This window comes from Salipiger pallidus, from assembly GCF_014643635.1.
Lineage (GTDB): Bacteria > Pseudomonadota > Alphaproteobacteria > Rhodobacterales > Rhodobacteraceae > Salipiger > Salipiger pallidus.
The window spans coordinates 56464-74051 of sequence record NZ_BMJV01000013.1 but is presented as its reverse complement, the minus strand read 5'-3'; the positions used below and the strand labels follow the sequence as shown (position 1 = coordinate 74051).

The 17588-nt window shown below is 65.4% G+C and carries 18 protein-coding genes and 1 pseudogene; 16 read left to right on the top strand and 3 right to left on the bottom strand.

Annotation, left to right across the window (positions count from 1 at the left end; translation table 11 throughout):
* The 7 genes from IEX41_RS20890 to IEX41_RS20860 all read left to right on the top strand — a co-directional run.
* Positions 1 to 715: AMP-binding enzyme (locus IEX41_RS20890; RefSeq protein WP_188792148.1), on the top strand; the 715-nt coding region annotated here is incomplete at its 5' end.
* 6 nt (positions 716 to 721) lie between these two features.
* Positions 722 to 1408: an adenylate kinase gene (locus tag IEX41_RS20885; protein ID WP_188792147.1), complete on the top strand. Its 687-nt coding sequence runs from the start codon at positions 722 to 724 to the stop codon at positions 1406 to 1408.
* 114 nt (positions 1409 to 1522) lie between these two features.
* Positions 1523 to 1810 (top strand): DUF4212 domain-containing protein, encoded by a 288-nt coding sequence (locus IEX41_RS20880; RefSeq protein WP_188792146.1) that lies wholly within the window; start codon positions 1523 to 1525, stop codon positions 1808 to 1810.
* 6 nt (positions 1811 to 1816) lie between these two features.
* Positions 1817 to 3595, top strand: a complete 1779-nt coding sequence (locus IEX41_RS20875) for a sodium:solute symporter family protein (protein ID WP_188792145.1) — start codon at positions 1817 to 1819, stop codon at positions 3593 to 3595.
* Positions 3596 to 3694: 99 nt separating this feature from the next.
* A complete protein-coding gene (locus IEX41_RS20870; RefSeq protein WP_188792144.1) occupies positions 3695 to 5518 on the top strand; it encodes a DUF294 nucleotidyltransferase-like domain-containing protein in 1824 nt (607 codons plus the stop codon).
* Between the two features lie 24 nt (positions 5519 to 5542).
* Positions 5543 to 6052 carry a hypothetical protein gene (locus IEX41_RS20865; protein ID WP_188792143.1) on the top strand — a complete coding sequence of 170 codons (510 nt, stop codon included), beginning with the start codon at positions 5543 to 5545 and terminating at the stop codon, positions 6050 to 6052.
* Positions 6049 to 7461: a 3'-5' exonuclease gene (locus IEX41_RS20860; RefSeq protein WP_188792142.1), complete on the top strand. Its 1413-nt coding sequence runs from the start codon at positions 6049 to 6051 to the stop codon at positions 7459 to 7461. Before IEX41_RS20865 ends, IEX41_RS20860 begins: the two co-directional genes overlap by 4 nt.
* On the opposite strand, the gene IEX41_RS20855 is transcribed toward IEX41_RS20860, so the two are convergent.
* Positions 7361 to 8227 carry a helix-turn-helix domain-containing protein gene (locus tag IEX41_RS20855; RefSeq protein WP_188792141.1) on the bottom strand — a complete coding sequence of 289 codons (867 nt, stop codon included), beginning with the start codon at positions 8225 to 8227 and terminating at the stop codon, positions 7361 to 7363. The genes IEX41_RS20860 and IEX41_RS20855 overlap by 101 nt on opposite strands.
* A 109-nt stretch (positions 8228 to 8336) precedes the next feature.
* On the opposite strand from IEX41_RS20855, the gene IEX41_RS20850 reads away from it, so the two are divergent.
* From IEX41_RS20850 to IEX41_RS20835, 5 genes and pseudogenes are all read left to right on the top strand, one after another.
* On the top strand, positions 8337 to 8864 hold the full coding sequence (locus tag IEX41_RS20850) for a GNAT family N-acetyltransferase (RefSeq protein WP_188792140.1): 528 nt from the start codon (positions 8337 to 8339) through the stop codon (positions 8862 to 8864).
* Positions 8861 to 9295 (top strand): DMT family transporter, encoded by a 435-nt coding sequence (locus IEX41_RS20845; RefSeq protein WP_188792139.1) that lies wholly within the window; start codon positions 8861 to 8863, stop codon positions 9293 to 9295. Before IEX41_RS20850 ends, IEX41_RS20845 begins: the two co-directional genes overlap by 4 nt.
* A 153-nt stretch (positions 9296 to 9448) precedes the next feature.
* Positions 9449 to 9610, top strand: a complete 162-nt coding sequence (locus IEX41_RS21790; protein ID WP_308421520.1) for a hypothetical protein — start codon at positions 9449 to 9451, stop codon at positions 9608 to 9610.
* A gap of 75 nt (positions 9611 to 9685) precedes the next feature.
* A pseudogene (locus IEX41_RS20840) lies at positions 9686 to 10156 on the top strand (DUF1194 domain-containing protein); the annotation flags it as partial.
* 102 nt (positions 10157 to 10258) lie between these two features.
* Positions 10259 to 10954, top strand: a complete 696-nt coding sequence (locus IEX41_RS20835; protein WP_188792138.1) for a hypothetical protein — start codon at positions 10259 to 10261, stop codon at positions 10952 to 10954.
* A 37-nt stretch (positions 10955 to 10991) separates the two neighbouring features.
* On the opposite strand, the gene IEX41_RS20830 is transcribed toward IEX41_RS20835, so the two are convergent.
* Positions 10992 to 12602, bottom strand: a complete 1611-nt coding sequence (locus tag IEX41_RS20830) for a bromoperoxidase (protein WP_229673425.1) — start codon at positions 12600 to 12602, stop codon at positions 10992 to 10994.
* A 1015-nt stretch (positions 12603 to 13617) separates the two neighbouring features.
* Here IEX41_RS20830 and IEX41_RS20825 point away from each other — a divergent pair.
* Positions 13618 to 14436, top strand: a complete 819-nt coding sequence (locus IEX41_RS20825) for a hypothetical protein (protein WP_188792137.1) — start codon at positions 13618 to 13620, stop codon at positions 14434 to 14436.
* A gap of 88 nt (positions 14437 to 14524) precedes the next feature.
* On the opposite strand, the gene IEX41_RS20820 is transcribed toward IEX41_RS20825, so the two are convergent.
* Positions 14525 to 15007, bottom strand: a complete 483-nt coding sequence (locus tag IEX41_RS20820; protein ID WP_188792136.1) for a MarR family winged helix-turn-helix transcriptional regulator — start codon at positions 15005 to 15007, stop codon at positions 14525 to 14527.
* A gap of 262 nt (positions 15008 to 15269) precedes the next feature.
* Between IEX41_RS20820 and ectA the strand changes: the two genes are divergently transcribed.
* From ectA to IEX41_RS20805, 3 genes are all read left to right on the top strand, one after another.
* A complete protein-coding gene (gene ectA, locus IEX41_RS20815; protein WP_188792135.1) occupies positions 15270 to 15806 on the top strand; it encodes a diaminobutyrate acetyltransferase in 537 nt (178 codons plus the stop codon).
* 105 nt (positions 15807 to 15911) lie between these two features.
* Positions 15912 to 17186, top strand: a complete 1275-nt coding sequence (gene ectB / locus IEX41_RS20810; RefSeq protein ID WP_188792134.1) for a diaminobutyrate--2-oxoglutarate transaminase — start codon at positions 15912 to 15914, stop codon at positions 17184 to 17186.
* Between the two features lie 6 nt (positions 17187 to 17192).
* On the top strand, positions 17193 to 17585 hold the full coding sequence (locus IEX41_RS20805; RefSeq protein WP_188792133.1) for an ectoine synthase: 393 nt from the start codon (positions 17193 to 17195) through the stop codon (positions 17583 to 17585).
* Positions 17586 to 17588: the final 3 nt, after the last annotated feature.

Sequence of the window (17588 nt, the reverse complement as noted above, 5' to 3'; positions counted from 1 at the left end):
GCAGACCGAAACCGGCGGCCACCTGATGACCCCCCTGCCTGGCGCCCATGCGACGAAACCGGGCTCGGCCATGAAGCCGTTCTTCGGCGTCAAACCGGTGGTGCTCGAACCTGCCTCCGGCGAGGTGATCGAGGATCGCCCGACCGAGGGCGTGCTGGCCATCGCGGACAGCTGGCCGGGCCAGATGCGCACGGTCTGGGGCGATCATGAACGCTTCGAGTCCACGTATTTCCAGCAATACAAGGGCTACTACTTCTCCGGTGACGGCTGCCGGGTAGATGCGGACGGAGATTACTGGATCACCGGACGCGTGGACGACGTGATCAACGTCTCGGGGCACCGCATGGGCACGGCCGAGGTGGAATCGGCCCTCGTCGCCCATGCCAAGGTCGCCGAGGCGGCGGTGGTGGGCTACCCGCACGAGGTGAAGGGCCAGGGCATCTACTGCTACGTGACCCTGATGAACGATGTGGAGCCGTCAGAGGAGCTCAAGAAGGAGCTGCGCACCTGGGTGCGCACCGAGATCGGCCCCATCGCCTCGCCCGACCTCATCCAGTGGGCGCCGGGCTTGCCCAAGACCCGCTCGGGCAAGATCATGCGCCGCATTCTGCGCAAAATCGCCGAGAACGACTACGGCGCCCTCGGCGACACCTCCACCCTTGCCGATCCGTCGGTCGTCGATGACCTCATCGAAAACCGCGCGAACAAGGGGTGACGCGACATGGATGGACAAACCGTCACCGCCGCCCCCGTGCTTATCCTTCTCGGCCCTCCGGGGGCCGGGAAAGGCACACAGGCCCGCATGCTCGAAGACCAGTTCGGCCTCGTGCAGCTCAGCACCGGTGACCTGCTCCGCGCCGCGGTGGCCGAGGGCACCGAGGCAGGCAAGCGGGCCAAGGCTGTCATGGACGAGGGCGGGCTGGTCAGCGATGAGATCGTAATCGCCATCCTGCGCGATCGCCTCGCGCAGGCCGATTGCGCCCGCGGGGTGATCCTCGACGGGTTCCCGCGGACCACCGTCCAGGCTCAGGCGCTCGACCAGCTGCTGGCCGAGACCGGGCAGCAAATCAACGCGGCGATCAGCCTCGAGGTGGACGATGCCGCCATGGTGAGCCGCATCTCGGGGCGCTACACCTGCGCCGCCTGCGGCGAGGGCTACCACGACCAGTTCAAGCAGCCCGCCGTGGCCGGCACCTGTGACAAGTGCGGCGGCACCGAGATGAAGCGCCGCGCCGACGACAAAGCCGAAACCGTGGCGAGCCGGCTCGAGGCGTATCACGCCCAGACCGCGCCGCTTATCGGCTATTACGACGACAAGGGCGCCCTCAGCCGCATCGATGCGATGGGCGCCATCGGAGACATCGCCGCCGATCTCGGCGCGATCGTGGAGGACGCGACGCCTCGGTAAGGGCGTCGCAGCACCCCCGTCCGGGGGTCGCAATACCGCCCTCGGAACAATCGGGGGCAGCAACACGCCCCCGAGAGGAACGGGGGCACCAACAAGGAGAGGAGGGTTCCGTCCATGGCGGATCACACACATCACGGCAGTCATGCCAGGGAAAAGTCGGGCGAGGCCTACTGGAAGGCCAACCTGCGCATCATCTTCGTCAGCCTCATCATCTGGGCACTTTGCAGCTTTGGTTTTGGCATCCTGCTGCGCCCGATGCTGTCAGGCATCCGCGTGGGCGGCACCGATCTGGGCTTCTGGTTCGCGCAGCAGGGCAGCATCTTGGTCTTCCTGGTACTGATCTTTTTCTACGCGTTCCGCATGAACAAGCTCGATAAAGAATACGGCGTGGACGAGGAGTAACGCGTCATGGATCAGTTCACCATTAACCTGCTGTTCGTAGGCGCGAGCTTTGCGCTTTATATCGGCATCGCAATCTGGGCCCGCGCGGGCTCCACGTCCGAATTTTATGCCGCTGGCCGGGGGGTTCACCCCGTCACCAACGGCATGGCAACCGCCGCCGACTGGATGTCGGCCGCCTCCTTCCTGTCCATGGCAGGCCTCATCGCCTTCACCGGCTACGACAACTCGGCCTATCTCATGGGCTGGACCGGCGGCTATGTGCTGCTAGCGCTGCTGCTCGCGCCCTACCTGCGCAAGTTCGGCAAGTTCACCGTCTCCGAGTTCATCGGCGACCGGTTCTACAGCCCGACCGCGCGCCTCGTCGCGGTGATCTGCCTCATCATCTGCTCCGTCACCTACGTGATCGGTCAGATGACCGGCGTGGGCGTGGCCTTCGGCCGCTTCCTCGAGGTGGACAGCACCACCGGCCTGCTGATCGGCGCGGTGATCGTCTTTGCCTACGCAGTGTTCGGCGGCATGAAGGGCGTGACCTACACGCAGGTGGCACAATACGTCGTGCTCATCCTCGCCTACACCATCCCGGCAATCTTCATCTCGCTTCAGCTCACCGGCAACCCGATCCCGGCGCTTGGCCTCTTCGGATCGACCGCGGACGGCACGCCACTGCTGGAAACCCTCGACCAGATCGTGACCGAGCTGGGCTTCAACGAGTACACCGCCCATAACGGCGACACGCTCAACATGGTGCTCTTCACCCTGAGCCTGATGATTGGCACCGCCGGTCTGCCGCACGTCATCATGCGGTTCTTCACCGTGCCCAAGGTGTCCGACGCCCGTTGGTCGGCTGGCTGGGCGCTGGTCTTCATTGCGCTGCTGTACCTCACTGCTCCGGCAGTCGGCGCCATGGCCCGCCTCAACATCACCCAGCAGTTCTGGCCGAACGGCACGGAAGGCGCAGCCGTCAGCCTCGAGCAGATCGAGAATGACGACGCCTACGACTGGATGGCGACCTGGCAACAGACAGGCATGCTTGGCTGGGAAGACAAGAACGGCGACGGCCTGATCCAGTACTACAACGAGAACTCGCCCGCGATGCAGGAACGCGCAGCGGCCGAAGGCTGGACCGGCAACGAGCTGACCAACTTCAACAACGACATCCTCGTCCTTGCCAACCCGGAAATCGCCAACCTGCCCGCATGGGTGATCGGCCTTATCGCGGCGGGCGGCCTTGCGGCGGCGCTGTCGACGGCGGCGGGCTTGTTGCTGGCGATCTCGTCGGCGGTGTCGCACGACCTGATGAAGGGCCAGCTGACCCCGAACATCAGCGAAAAGAGCGAGCTCATGGCAGCGCGCGTTTCCATGGCCGTGGCCATCGCTGTCGCCACCTGGCTGGGCCTCAACCCTCCGGGCTTCGCGGCGCAGACCGTGGCGCTGGCCTTCGGCCTCGCGGCGTCGTCGATCTTCCCGGTGCTGATGATGGGCATCTTCTCGAAGGTGAACAAACAGGGCGCCGTGGCAGGCATGCTGGCCGGCCTCATCATCACGCTGGTCTACATCTTCCTGCACAAGGGCTGGCTGTTCATCCCGGACACCAACTCCTTCACCGATGCGGACCCGCTCTTCATGGGCATCAAGTCCACCTCTTTCGGTGCCGTGGGCGCGATCATCAACTTCGCGGTGGCCTTCACCGTGTCGAAGATGACCAAGCCGATCCCGCAGGAGATCAGCGAGCTGGTTGAATCTGTCCGCATCCCCCGCGGTGCCGGCGCGGCGACGGATCACTGAGGCAACATCGGCAGGGCCTTCGCGGGCCCTGCCCCTTCCAATGGATCCCGTCCCGTGCCATGCCGGGGCGGGATTTTTCTTCCCCCAAAGGAGGCCCCTATGCCGATCTCTCCCACAGAGCTGCACCGCTTCCTTGGCCAGACCCACCCCTATGACACGCTGGATGCGGATGCGCTCGAGGGGCTGGTGCCGCAATTCGTGCAGCGCCGGCTTCCGGCGGGCGAGCCGATCTATGGCTTGGGCAATCCGCTCGAGGGGCTGTACCTGATCCATTCGGGCCAGGTCGAGATCCGCGACGAGAACGACGTGGTGGTCTCCCTGCTCGGCCCGCGCAATTCCTTCGGCGAACGCGGGCTGGCACGCGACGGCATCGCCGCCACCTCCGCACGCACCGTCGACGACACGCTGCTGATGATGCTGCCGGTCTATGCTTTCCGCGAACTGATGCGTGAACACCCCGCTGCAGCGCGCTTCTTCGACCGCTCGCGCGCCGCCCGCCCCCGCAAGAACGACCTGGCCCATAGCCGGGTCGAGACGCTGATGACCCGCGCCCTGCTCACGGTGCCCCCAGCCACCCCCGTCAGCGACGCGGCGCGGTTGATGGCGGATCGGCACGTGTCCTCGGTCTGCATCACCGAAGGCGACGCCCTGCGGGGCATCCTCACCCTGCGCGACGTGTCGGGCAAGGTGGTGGGCGGCGGGTTGCCCCATGACACGCCTGTGGCCCGGGTGATGACCGAAACGCCCGAGACCCTGCCTCCCTCGGCCATCGGGTCGGACGTGCTGCACATGATGATGGAGCGCAGCATCGGCCATGTTCCGGTGACCGAAGGCGGCCGCCTCGTGGGCATGGTCACCCAGACCGACCTCACTCGGTTCCAGGCGGTGTCCAGCGCCGAACTGGTGGCCGAGGTCGCCCGCGCGGGCAGCGCCGCGCAGATGGCGCAGGTCACCGCGCGCATCCCGCAGCTTCTGGTGCAGCTGGTGGCAGGCGGCAACCGGCATGAGGTGGTCACGCGCCTCGTCACCGACATCGCCGACACCGCCACCCGTCGCCTTCTGGCGCTGGCCGAAGAGAGGCTCGGCCCTGCGCCGGTGCCCTATCTTTGGCTGGCCTGCGGCAGCCAGGGGCGGCAGGAACAGACCGGGGTATCGGACCAGGACAACTGCCTCTTCCTCGACAATGCCGCCACGGATGATGATCTTTCGTACTTTGCCGAAATGGCGAAATTCGTGAGCGATGGTCTTGATGCGGCGGGCTATTTCTTCTGCCCCGGCGACATGATGGCGACCAACCCGCAGTGGTGCGCGCGTGTCGGCACATGGCGGCAATACTTCACCCGCTGGATCGCAAGGCCCGATCCCATGGCGCAGATGCTGGCTTCGGTGATGTTCGACCTGCGCCCCATCGGCGGCACCAAATCGCTCTACGAGGATCTGCAGGCGGAAACCCTCGAAGCGGCGGCGAAGAACTCGATCTTTGTGTCGCACATGATCTCGAATTCGCTGGGCCACACGCCCCCGCTTGGCCTGCTGCGAGGCCTTGCCACGATCCGCAGCGGCGAGCACAAGAACACTGTCGATCTCAAGCACAACGGCGTGGTCCCGGTGGTGGACCTCGCGCGGGTGCAGGCCCTGCGCGGCCAGCTTACCGAGGTGAACACCCGCGCCCGGCTCGAAGCGGCGGTCAGCGCGGGCACTCTGTCGGCCTCGGGCGGGCAGGATCTGCTCGACGCCTATGATCTCATTGCCGAAACCCGGCTCGATCATCAGGCGAGGCTGATCAGGAAAGGCGCGGCACCGGACAATTACCTTGCGCCCGCCGATCTTTCGGATTTCGATCGCAGCCATCTGCGCGACGCCTTCGTCGTCGTCAAGTCGCTGCAATCGGCACTTGGACACGGGCGCGGCATGCTGGGCTAGGCCGCAGCCCAAGGGAGGGAAACTATGTTCTGGGAATTGATCGCGGTATTCGTCGCAGGCTTCGCGGGGGCCGGAGCAGTGCTGGCGCTGAACCGCCTGACCGGGCGGCGTCTGCCGCGCTGGCTGATGCCCGTGGGCGCCGGGGCCGCGATGCTGGCGGTGACCATCTCGAGCGAATACGGCTGGTACGAGCGCACCGCCGCCGCCCTGCCGCAGGGCTACGAGGTCGCGACGGTGAACGAAAGCCGCCGGCTCTTCCGCCCCTGGACGCTGGCGGTGCCCATGGTGGACCGCTTCATCGCCATCGACACCACCAACATGGTGCCCAATGACCGCACCGACGGGCTGTGGCTGGTGCGCGCCGCCGCCTACGGCCGCTGGCGTCCGGTGCGCGAGATCCAGATCATGGTCGATTGCGACGGCATGCGTTCGGCCATCCCCTCAGGGGACGGCGGCGAGCCCGTCTGGCGCAGCGGCACCGAGGGCGACCCGATCCTCGGCACGGTTTGCGAGGCACCGGAGGCCGGGGCATGAGCGCGCTTGGCCTTGGTCTGCGCCTGCGGGTGTTCCTGTTCTTCGGGCTGCTGCTGGCGGGGGGCTGCATCGGCATCGGCGTGGCGCTCTGGCTGGGGCATGCCCGCGCCATGGAAACCACCGTCACCAACGGCTTCGTCTTCGCGGCGATCCTGTCGGCCATGGTGCTTTTGGCCCTGTGCGCCGGGATCTGGCTGCTGTTCGACGAGAATGTCGCCAAGCCCATCGAAAAGCTCGCGTCCGAGATGCGCATGCGCGCGCACGCCGGGGTGAACCGTGATCTCGACACCCATTCCGGGCGCTACCTTGGCGATCTCGCCCATGCAGCTCAGGCAGTGTCCGAGGTGCTGAGCGATACCGCCATGCAGACCGCCCAGCGTGTCGCCGCCGAAACCGAGCGTCTTGCCTCGGACCGCGCCCGCCTGACCGCCCTGCTGACCGAGATCCCTGTGGCCATGCTGCTGGTCAGCCCGCGCGGGCAGATCGTGCTGTATGACGGGCAGGCCGCCGAGGTGCTGGCGCAGCTGCATGCGCCGCGCCTCAATGCGCCGATCACCGATTTCTTCGAGGCCGCCAGCCTTGGGGCGGCGGTGAAGAAGATGCACAAGACCGGCCATGAGGTGCAGTTCACCGCCCGGGGGACAGATGGCGCGCAAAGCTACGACGCCCGGCTGAAGCCCATGGAGGGCGGCGGCTACATGATGGTGATCGAGGATGCCCACAGCCTGATGGCCCCCGATGCCGAGCGCCCGCTGGTCTATGATTTCGACCTTCTGAGCCGCGCCGCGCCCGCCTGTGTCGAGGAAACGCCGCTCCTGGAGCTGGCCTATTCCGTCTTCGACACCGAAACCACGGGCCTTCTGCCCCACAAGGACGAGGTCGTGCAGATCGGCGCGGTGCGGGTGCTGAATGGGCGCATCGTCCCCGGCGAGGCGATGGACCTGCTGGTCGATCCCGGCATCCCGATCCCGCAGGCTTCGACCCGGGTGCACCGGGTGACAGACGCCATGGTGCGCGGGCGGCCCGGCATCGACGAGGCCGGGAGGCGGTTTCACCGCTTCGCTTCAGGCTCGGTCATCGTGGCGCATAACGCGCCTTTCGACATGGCCTTCCTGCGCCGCCATCAGGCCCGCATGGGGGTGACCTGGGACAACCCGATTCTCGACACGGTGCTGCTGTCGGCGGTCCTGTTCGGCACCGCCGAGACCCACACGCTGGATGAGCTGTGCGACCGGCTCGGGGTCGAGATCCCCGATGCCCTGCGGCATACCGCCCTTGGCGATGCGCAGGCCACCGCCGAAGTGCTGGTCAGGATGCTTCCGATGCTTGCTGCGCGGGGCATGCGGACCTTCGGCGATGTGCTGGAGGAGACGCGAAAACACGGCCGGTTGCTGGAAGACCTGAACTGAGATCATCCAGCGCCGCCTGCACCGCGTGGCGCGGCAGTCGCAGCATCGGCACCCGGCCCAGCGCCCCGAGCCGCGCATCAAGCGCCCGGTAGGCGCGGTGCAGTGCCATGGCGCGGGGGATGAGCCGCGCCTCTGGGGCCGGGGGGAGCAGCGGCCAGAACCCGTGCAGCGGCGGCAGCTCACCACCGGCAAGCGGCGCGGCTGCGGCGGCGCCGGGCGTCAGGGAGATGACGATGTCCGGCAGCACCCCGTCCCGCAGCCCCTTGGGCATCAGCGAAACGGGATCGTGATCGCGCAAGCGCAGGATCGTCAAAGCCAGCGGGTCCATGGCCCGCGCCGGATGCAACCCCGCCGATAACACCCTGACCCGCCCTCGCAGACGCCCGCGTGCCAGCGCCTCGGCCATCAGGGACAGGCCAGCGTTGTCGTCGCACAGGAACAACAGCGTCACCGGCCCCGCAAACGGCAGCGGTGCCACGTCGGCCCGCCCGGCACAGACATCTCGGCCCAGCCACTCCAGCGCCTCTGCCAAGCGGTCCGGGGCGGCACGGTAAAGCCGCATGGGGCCATCCTTCTCCTGCGTGATCAGCCGCGCTCTCGCCAGCCCCGCAAGATGCGCCGACAGCGTCGAGGGTGGCGCGCCCAGAGCCTCCGCAATCTCGCCCGCGGCAATGCTGTGCGGCAACCGCCGAACGAGCAGCCGGAACACCCCCACGCGCAGTGGGTGCCCCATAAGCGCAAGGCGGGCCTGAAAGGTGCTGTCCATTGGCGCAGCCTAGCGCCCATTCACTGAAGACACGGTTAACTGCGCCACGCGCTCTTGCGCCTCGGCCGCCTGCTGGACAATGCTGCACACGACCAAGGAAAGACCTGCCATGACCGCCCCCCGCATCCTCGATGCCACCAAGGCCGACCTGCCCGGGATCCTCGAGATCTACAACGACGCCGTCGCCAACACCCTTGCCATCTGGAACGAGACCCCCTCGGACCTCGAAAGCCGTCGCGCATGGTGGCATGGCCGCGCCGCGCAGGGCTATCCGGTGCTGGTGGTGCATGATGCACAAGGGGTTGCGGGCTATGCCAGTTTTGGAGACTGGCGCCCCTTCGAGGGCTTCCGTCACACGGTCGAGCACTCCATCTACATCCACCCACGCGCACGGGGCGCCGGGCTGGCCTCGGCCCTGCTGGGCGCGCTGATGGACTGCGCAAGAGGCTGCGGCAAGCATGTCATGGTCGCAGGCATCGAAAGTGGCAATGCCGCCTCGATCCGGTTGCACGAGAAGCTGGGGTTCACCGTCACCGCCACCATGCCGCAGGTGGGTTGCAAGTTTGGTCGCTGGCTGGACCTGACCTTCATGCAGGCGCAACTTGATGACCGTGCCGCTCCCGGAGAGGCGCATTGATCGCCTGGACTATAATCCTGCTGGCGCTCGCCGGCGGCGCGATCGTGCTGCAGAACGCGGTGATGCTCGAGGCGCGAAGCCTGTCGGGCTCGGCGCTGGTGGCGCTCTGGCTGAATTCGGCGGTCGGGCTGGTTGTGCTGACCGTGGCGGCGCTGTCGACGGATGGGCCGCAGGCCTTCGCAAAACTCTCCGAGGGGCGTTGGTGGATGCTGCTGCTGCCGGGGCTGCTTGGCACCTTCTATGTCTACGCCAGCCTCACGGGCTATGCGCGGGTGGGCGCGACACTGACCATCTCGGGGCTGGTGGCGGCGCAGGTGCTGGCAGGGCTGGGCTTCGACCTCATGCGCGGCACGGGGCTTGCCCCATTGCAGGGGCTTGGCGTCGTTTTGTTGGTGGCGGGTGTCGTGCTCGTGTTCGGCGCAAGCCCCTGATCCGGCCCTTCGGACATTGTTCTGAGCCCACCGGACACGACACAGGCAAAGCGAACCGGTACACGCGAACAACCGCGTCAATGGCGCAGGACCCGCTTCGCGGCAGGCCGGACGCGGCGATAGGCTTTCCCGTTTCCTGAGCCGAAGAGTCCCATGCGCGCCATGCTCCTCTTGCTTGCCAGCCTTGCCACGGCCGCCGCGGCGCAGGACACAGACTTTGAGCGGGTGCTGCTGGCCGATACCTCCGGCTCGCTCACCAGCGAAGAGCTATCCATCCAGCGCGAAGGCTATGCTGCCACCACGACCGACCCATAGGAGCTCGCGGCCGTCAGCAACACCGCCTTCGGCGAGATCGCGGTTACCTACGTCTAATGGCCCACCCAACAGGGTGAGCTGGTGCGCTGGATCCGCATCGCCATTGCAGATGACGCGGAACTCTTCGTGGTGCAGCGGCTGGACATCGACCGCATGGCCTTCGGCCACTATGCCAGCGGCTCACCCCTGCCGAACGCCAAACATCTGATCGGGAACAGCGCTATCGATGGCTGGCGCAAGGCTGCCGATTTCTCCGGCGACAGCGCGCGCACCTTCTCGGGACCATCCCTCGAAGAGGCCCGGCACGAGGTGGTGGCTGCGCGCGCCCCCATCAACGCCCTGCCAATCCTGCGCCCCGGCGACGCCGGACGCTGGGACAATGGCCTCGAACAGGTCTACCGAGATCGGATCATCGGCGGCATGAGCGCCTTCGTGGACAGCGCCGAAAACCGCGAGAGCTTTGCCGAGGCGGTCAAATGCAAACTGATCCAAAAGATCTCCGGGCGCATGACCGGCGGCTGGCGCTTTATCGCGGCGCGGGACTGAAAGGAGCGGCACCTCCCTTCGGTGTACCGTTGCGCCGCGCCATCCTTAACGTGCCCGCACGGGGCGCTTGCATCAGGCGCCGTTCCGGTGCCCTATCGCGACATGAAGACACGTCTCCTCCCCCTTGTCCTGATCGGCCTTGCGGGGCTCGCCGCCTGCGGCCGCCCCCTCACCCAGAACGAGACCACCGTGCTGCAGGCCATGCAGGGCGACGACCTCGACACGTCGCGCATTCGCTTCCATGACGGGCTGTGGGCGGGGAAGGTGACGTTTCAGCGCCCCATCCGCCCGCGTCTGACATGCATGGAGCGGATCTGGCCCCCCTCGCAGGGTGAAACGGTGACCACGTCCCCGGGGGCCATGACGCTCTTCAACCGCGTGTTCTATCGCGAGGATCTCTACCGCAAGGATTTCATGTCCGAATGGCCTGAACGCGTCGACCTGCTCGATGCGATGCTGTTCGCCCATGAATCCGTACATGTCTGGCAATGGCAAAACCGCGCCCGCACCGGCTACACCCCGCTCAAGGCCGCGTTCGAACACGGGGTCTCCGAGGACCCCTACCTGTTCGACCCCGAGCGGGACGGTCGTTTTCTCGATCATGGCTATGAACAACAGGGTGCCATTGTAGAGGAATACGTGTGCTGTCACCTGCTCGACCCCGAGGCACCGCGCACAGCCCGTCTGCGCACGATGATCTCGGAGGAGATGCCTCTCGAGGGGATCGAAGAGGCGCTCGATGTGCACGAAGTGCTATTGCCGTGGCGCGGCGTTCAGCCCAAGGGCATTTGCCGCTGACAGCCAAAGCCCATCCCGCGAGGGGCAACACTGGCCGTCAGATCACGGCAAGCCGCGGTCCGCTGCAAAGCGTCTCCATCGGCCAAGGCGCTGGACGACCGGACCGCCGGAAGCTGACGTGATGCGCGCCCCTTGTGATAGGCGCAACCCCAAGCCAGGCTTCGCGCCCGTCGAAATCGGTGAAGCCCAGCGACCGGGCGCCCCCAAGGCGCTGAAGACGGCCGCGCAGCATCTGTACTGCAATCGCCTCGCCCAGCCGCAGCTCGCGTTGGGCTTCGGCGTGGAACCCCGAGCCCGTCACGAGCCGTGCAAGCACTGCGTCCGAGGCAAGCCGGTCCGCCTCGCGGGCGATATCGATGCCCCCGCCCTGACGCCCGGCCAGGCGCAGCCGCGCGTCCTGCCCGGTATCGAACACTGCCTTGAGCAGGGTCGACAGCGCCCCGGCGATCACCACGGAAGCTGCCTCGTTCACGCGCTCCGGCGGCAGGCTGCCGGGAGTGGCGGGCACCCGAGGCATGGACGGCAGCAAGAGCAGCGTCGAGCCCTCCCGCGCGACACCACGTTCGCGGTTGAGACGATCGATCCACCGCAGCAAGTTCGGCGCACGCTCAGCCAGTTCCCTGGCAGCCCCCTCCACCACATCGCGCGCGGCGGACTGCGACGGCGTCCGCCCCCTCCGGTCCGGGCTGGCCAGTGCAGCGGTCAGCCGTGCCGCCTGTACGCCGGGCCGCGACATCTGATTGGACCGCCCGGCCTGGCGCATTGCGGCGCCAAGTCCCAGCTGCGCCGTCTCGACCATGAGACTCAGCGCCTTCTGGGAACTGAAGGGGCGCTCTGCGCCGCCTTCGAAAGCGGAGCCCGCAATCTGCGAGACTGCAAGGCCCGGAGCAAAGCCGACTCCTTGGGCGAGCAGGCGCAAGGCAGCGTTGTAGTGAACCCGGCAAGGATGCGCGGATTGCGAACGCAGCGCCAGTTCCAACGGAGACACAGGCCGAGCCGCAAGGCCCGGTGACTGACCGGGGAGCGAAAGACGCGCACCCGTAGACATCTCGATCCAAGCCAGCCAGCGTGACATGGGCGCGTCTGGCCCGGGCATCCGCTCCGGCGTAGCGGGAACCTGGGCCTCGTCCATCTTATCGCAGCCGCCATACCGGCCAGCGTCCGGCAGATCCTCGGCATGAAAGGCAGAGGTCTCCAAGCCACCTGCTACAGCTCCGCGACGCCCCCGCAGCAGCGTGCGCAGTGTCAGCTGACCGTCACCGTTCAGCCGCGCCTGGCGGCGACGCTCCAGATCCTCGCCTCCTTCGCGAGAGGCGGTGGCAGGCGCAAAGCACAAAGCCTGGTCGGTTGATGATGCCCCTTCGAAGAACGACAGGCTGCGCAGCTCGCACAGCAATTCGTGCAGCGTGAAGTGGGTCCGCCGATCTACCGTGACAACGTGATGCGGATTGCCGAGCGCCGCGAATGGCACCTCGCGCACCAGCGACAGCGCGTAGAGCGCGCCCATCTCGCCAGCCAGCTCTGACGCGCCGGTCACCAACTGCGGCAGCCGGGGCACCGACACTCCTTCGGGGCACGTGTCCTTGTACCCCCCTTCGATTACCCGAAACCGCGACCCGTCCGGTCTACAAACATATCCAGCAGTCATGTCTGTTCACCCTGTTGTCGAGCGCCCCTTGCCGGGCACCACCGTTTACGTTGCGGAGCCATCTTGCAGCGCCAGCGTGAACGCAGCGTGAGTTTTGCGCAATGCGCCGGAACTGCAAGACGGCAAATCATCAAAATTAAGCAAAAATATAGTTGTGGTCAGCAAATTGGCGAGGAGTGCTGCCGATGGACCGCTCTGCCACTAAGGAAAGCCGTCAGACGGGCAGCTGTTCAAAGTCTGCCACGTCAGTGGAGGGCCCGGCCCGTGAGACAGGGGAACGGCTGGGGCCCTCAGACCCCAGCCCACTCGCACACAAAAGGCAAAAACTGCCCCCACTCGTACAATCCAGCCGGGCTCAGAGAGCACCGGAAAGCGATTGTCGTGTCGACATGGTTTCTGATGTCCACCCTGTTACAAAAGCGCGGCGGCCCCGCCGCCCTCGGCAGGCGGCCTTTGTGCCATGTCGTCTGCAGTGCGCTTTCTAGCACAGCAGCCGCTGAACTTCACGCAGAATTCACGGCGAACGATGCAACCTTTAATAGGCGGCTCTCCGTCATCATCCCTTCATGGCGAACCCCGTGTAATGACTGACACTTCACGGTTCACTCGCATCAATGTGCTCGGCCCCTTTCAACGTCACGGCAGGGATGGCCACGATACCACCCCAAATGCCGCCAAGCATCAGGCGCTGCTGGAGCTCCTCACGCTCAGCACCGGCGTGCCCTTCGGCACCGCTGGTTGCACGACCGGCTTTGGAACCTGTTTGCCACGGAGCAGGCCGGTGGCAAGCTCCGCCAGGCCCCCAACTGCCGGCGCCGGACACTGGGCGCTCATCAGGACATCCTGTCGTGCGACCGCCATGCCATCTCTGTGCAAACCGACGGCGTGCGGGTGAACCTGATAGAGGGCGGGCCGTGCTTTTCTGCCTGCGCTGCAGCCCATGACCTTCACGAGAGGCTCGATCCTCGCCCCCCCCCCCCATCTTCGACTGCAGGCTCCCGGATGAGCGGGCCGCATGGCCTGCGCGTATCGCACCCTGGGCGCTGCTGCTCTGTCATGGCGGCGCGCCGGCTCCCACGGGTACACGTTCCTTGCCGGCCTCATGGCCGAGTGGATCGGGGCCGCCATCGGTGAACAGATCGCCGCATGGGTGCAAGGTGACGATTTCGCGTGTCCGCGATCTGCCAAAGGGCGACTTCTCGGTCGCCTGGGATTTGCCGCGCGGTCATGGCCGCCAGCGCTCTTTGCCCAGGGGATCGACCTGCCCAGCGGACGACTGCTGTTCTCGCGATTGCACCACGTGCAGAACACCAAGGGCATCTCGCCCTGCATCCCTGACATGGTCCGCCTGCCGTTCGTCGCAGCGGGCCGCACCGCAGACAAGCTGCCACAAGTGAACGACAAGACCCCGCACGAGGGTCAGGCGACAGCCCTGTCACGGCTCGCGCTTTACCGGCTGTTCAGCTTCGGGATGCCCGTCCTGTCCGGAGCCGATAGACTCTTGAAGACCGTGCAGGAGCATCGGGACAACGTTGTGACCCTTGCGCGGCAGGCCAGTGTTAAGCTTCTACGGGTCGAGGCCCGGCTTGAACCGGCCCCTGAACCTGAGGCGGAGATACTCGCGCGCGAGGTCCAGACGCTGGGCGACCGGGCATCGGGAGACGCCCCGGGCAATCCGCTTGTCATGGCGCTGGCCACAGGAACAATCTGGCGTCCGGCAGCGCAGCCCCGCGCGCAGAGGGAGTGTCCAGAAAGGCCGTCGCCCGCTACCCCGGCACAGCGTTCACCTGGCAGGCCCCGGCAAGGCCCGGCTCGCGCTTGGGGCTGCCGCTAACGCCGTGGCCCTGTCCGCCCGGGCACGGCGTATCTGCACCTGCCCCCAAAGGGCAGACCACCGCCGGAAGGGCGCACTGCGCGATGGTTCAGTCGCGTTCTGCCATGAGGGATCCGCCGGTCAGTACGGGCGAGGCATCCAGATCCCGCGCATCCAGCATTGCCGCGACTCGCTCCAGAGAGGACAACAGCTGCGCCTGTTCCCAGTTCTCGAGCCGCTCGAATTCCCGCACGAAACGCTGTTGCAGCGCGTCAGGGGCGCTGTCCAGCACAGTCTGGCCACGGCTGGTAAGCGTAACATTGACCTGCCGCCGGTCCGTCTGGGACTGCACTCGCTCTGCAAGACCATCCCGGCCCAGCTTGTCGACAAGCCCGGTAATGGTGGCCTGGCTCACACCCATCTGGGTCGCCAGCGCCTTGGGCGTGGTGGTGCCGCCCTTCATCTGGACGATCTGCATCACACGCAGCTTTGCCGGCGTCACCCCTGCCGCGGTGGCAAGGTCACGCTCGTAAAGCTCCGTCGCGCGGAGGATGCGTCTAAGTGCAATCAAGCTTTCATCCGTTCGATCCATGGACCCATCCTTCACTGATCCCGAAGCGGTCCTGTTCGCATGAACCGCAGACTCCTTCAAGAGACTAAGGGTCAAGCGGTTTACTTCACATGACTAAGAATACTTCCTTCACAGAAAAATTCAAGATCCACGGCTTTACCCATGAAAACCAGACACTTATGCGCACGCGCGCGAAACGCCGCTGAAAAACAGCTTCAAAGGTTGAAACTTTATGGGACTTAGGTTAGTTAGTCGATCAAAGGAAACAACGAGGGAGATACCGATGCCCAAGGACGAGATGACCACACCGGAAGACACTTTGATCATGCGCAAGCCGCAATCCATCGACGGTGCGGCCATCTGGGCGCTGGTTCGCGAGTGCAAGCCACTCGATGAAAACTCCATGTACTGCAACCTCGTGCAGGCCGACCACTTCCGCGACACATGCGTGGTGGCCGAGCTTGGTGGCGATATTGTCGGCTGGATCTCGGGTCACATGATCCCGAACAAGGACGCTTTCTTCGTCTGGCAGGTTGCCGTAAGCCAGAAAGCCCGTGGCCTAGGCCTTGGCCGCAAGATGCTGACCCACCTCGTCAATCGTGACGAATGCATCGACGCGGACTTCCTCAAAACCACGATCACCGAGGACAATGACGCGTCCTGGGGTCTCTTCCGCAGCTTCGCCCGCTCTGTTGGCGGCGAGCTCACGGACGAGCCGCACTACCACAAGGAAGATCACTTCGACGGCGCCCACGACACCGAACACATGGTGACGATCGAGCTGCCCCGCGAAGAAGCGGAAAAACTGAAAGCCGCCTGATCTTTCGCTGCTAGCGTCAGCGCGCCCGCTTGGTTGACTTTAAAGCTACCATGGCGGGCGGCCCTCGTTTTCCAGACATTCCCAAGTCCCGAAAGGACGTAAGACATGACCCGTGACATTTACACGCGCCGCGAAAGCGAAGCGCGCTCCTATTGCCGTTCCTTCCCGACATCCTTCGCAAAGGCGCAGGGGTCGATCCTCACTGATGCCCAAGGCAACGAATATCTCGATTTCCTCGCCGGCTGCTCGTCGCTGAACTACGGCCACAATGACCCCGACATGAAGGCTGCGCTGATCGAACATATCAGCAATGACGGCGTGACCCACGGGCTCGACATGCACACCGAGCAAAAAGAGGCCTTCCTGACCGCATTCGAGGACATCATCCTCAAGCCGCGGAACATGGACCACAAGGTCATGATGGTCGGCCCCACCGGCACCAACGCCGTCGAAGCGGCGATGAAGCTGGCCCGCAAGGTCACTGGTCGCCACAACATCGTGGCCTTCACCAACGGCTTCCACGGCATGACCATGGGTGCGCTTGCGGCGACCGGCAACAATGGCAAGCGTGATGGCGGTGCGATGCCCCTGCAGGGCGTCACCCACCTGCCCTACGATGGCGCCATGGGCGGCGAGATCGACACGCTCGCGCAGATCGAATGGATGCTCGACAACCCGTCCTCGGGTCTCGATGCGCCCGCCGCTTTCCTCGTGGAGCCGGTTCAGGGCGAAGGCGGCCTCAATGCCGCATCCGCTGAATGGCTCAAGGGCATCGCAGCGCTGGCCAAGAAGCATGGCGCGCTGTTGATCCTCGACGACATTCAAGCAGGCCTTGGCCGCACCGGCACCTTCTTCTCCTTCGAGGAGATGGGTATCGAGCCCGACATGGTGCCGCTTGCGAAATCGCTGTCCGGCATGGGTCTGCCCTTCGCCGCTCTGCTGGTGAAACCCGAGCACGACATCTGGAAGCCCGCCGAGCACAACGGCACCTTCCGGGGCAACACCCACGCCTTCGTCACGGCACGCGTTGCGCTCGAGAAGTTCTGGAAAGAAGGCGCTTTCCAGGAGAGCCTCAAGGACAAGGCCCGCGCCATCGAGATCGGTCTGACGTCGATCGCCGACATGGTAGACGGGGCATTCCTCAAGGGCCGAGGCCTGATGCGCGGCGTCGACGTGGGTTCGGGCGAACTTGCCGGTGCGATCTGCGCCGAAGCGTTCAAGCGCGGCCTCATCATCGAAACATCGGGTGCGCACGATGAAGTGGTCAAGGTGCTTGCACCGCTGACCACCACGGAAGAGCAGTTTGCGAAGGGTTTTGAAATCCTGCGCGACGCCACCCGTGCCGCCCTGAACCATCACAACGCAATTGCAGCGGAGTAAACCGACATGATCGTTCGCGACTTCAACAAACTCAAAGACACCGACAAGCACGTGGCCGACGCCCAGTGGACCTCCACCCGGATGCTTCTGGCCGACGATGGAATGGGCTTCTCGTTCCACATCACCGTTCTCGAAGCGGGCTCGGAGCACACGTTCCACTACAAGCACCACTTCGAAAGCGTGTACTGCATGAAGGGCAAGGGCTCGATCACCGATATCGCCACCGGCGAAACGCACGAGATCAAGCCCGGCGTCATGTATGCGCTGAACCTTCACGACAAGCACATCCTGCGTGCGGAAGAAGAACTGCATATGGCCTGCTGCTTCAACCCGCCTGTGACTGGCAACGAAGTACACCGTGAAGACGGCTCGTACGCTCCTTCCGAGGAGGTGGCATAAGCC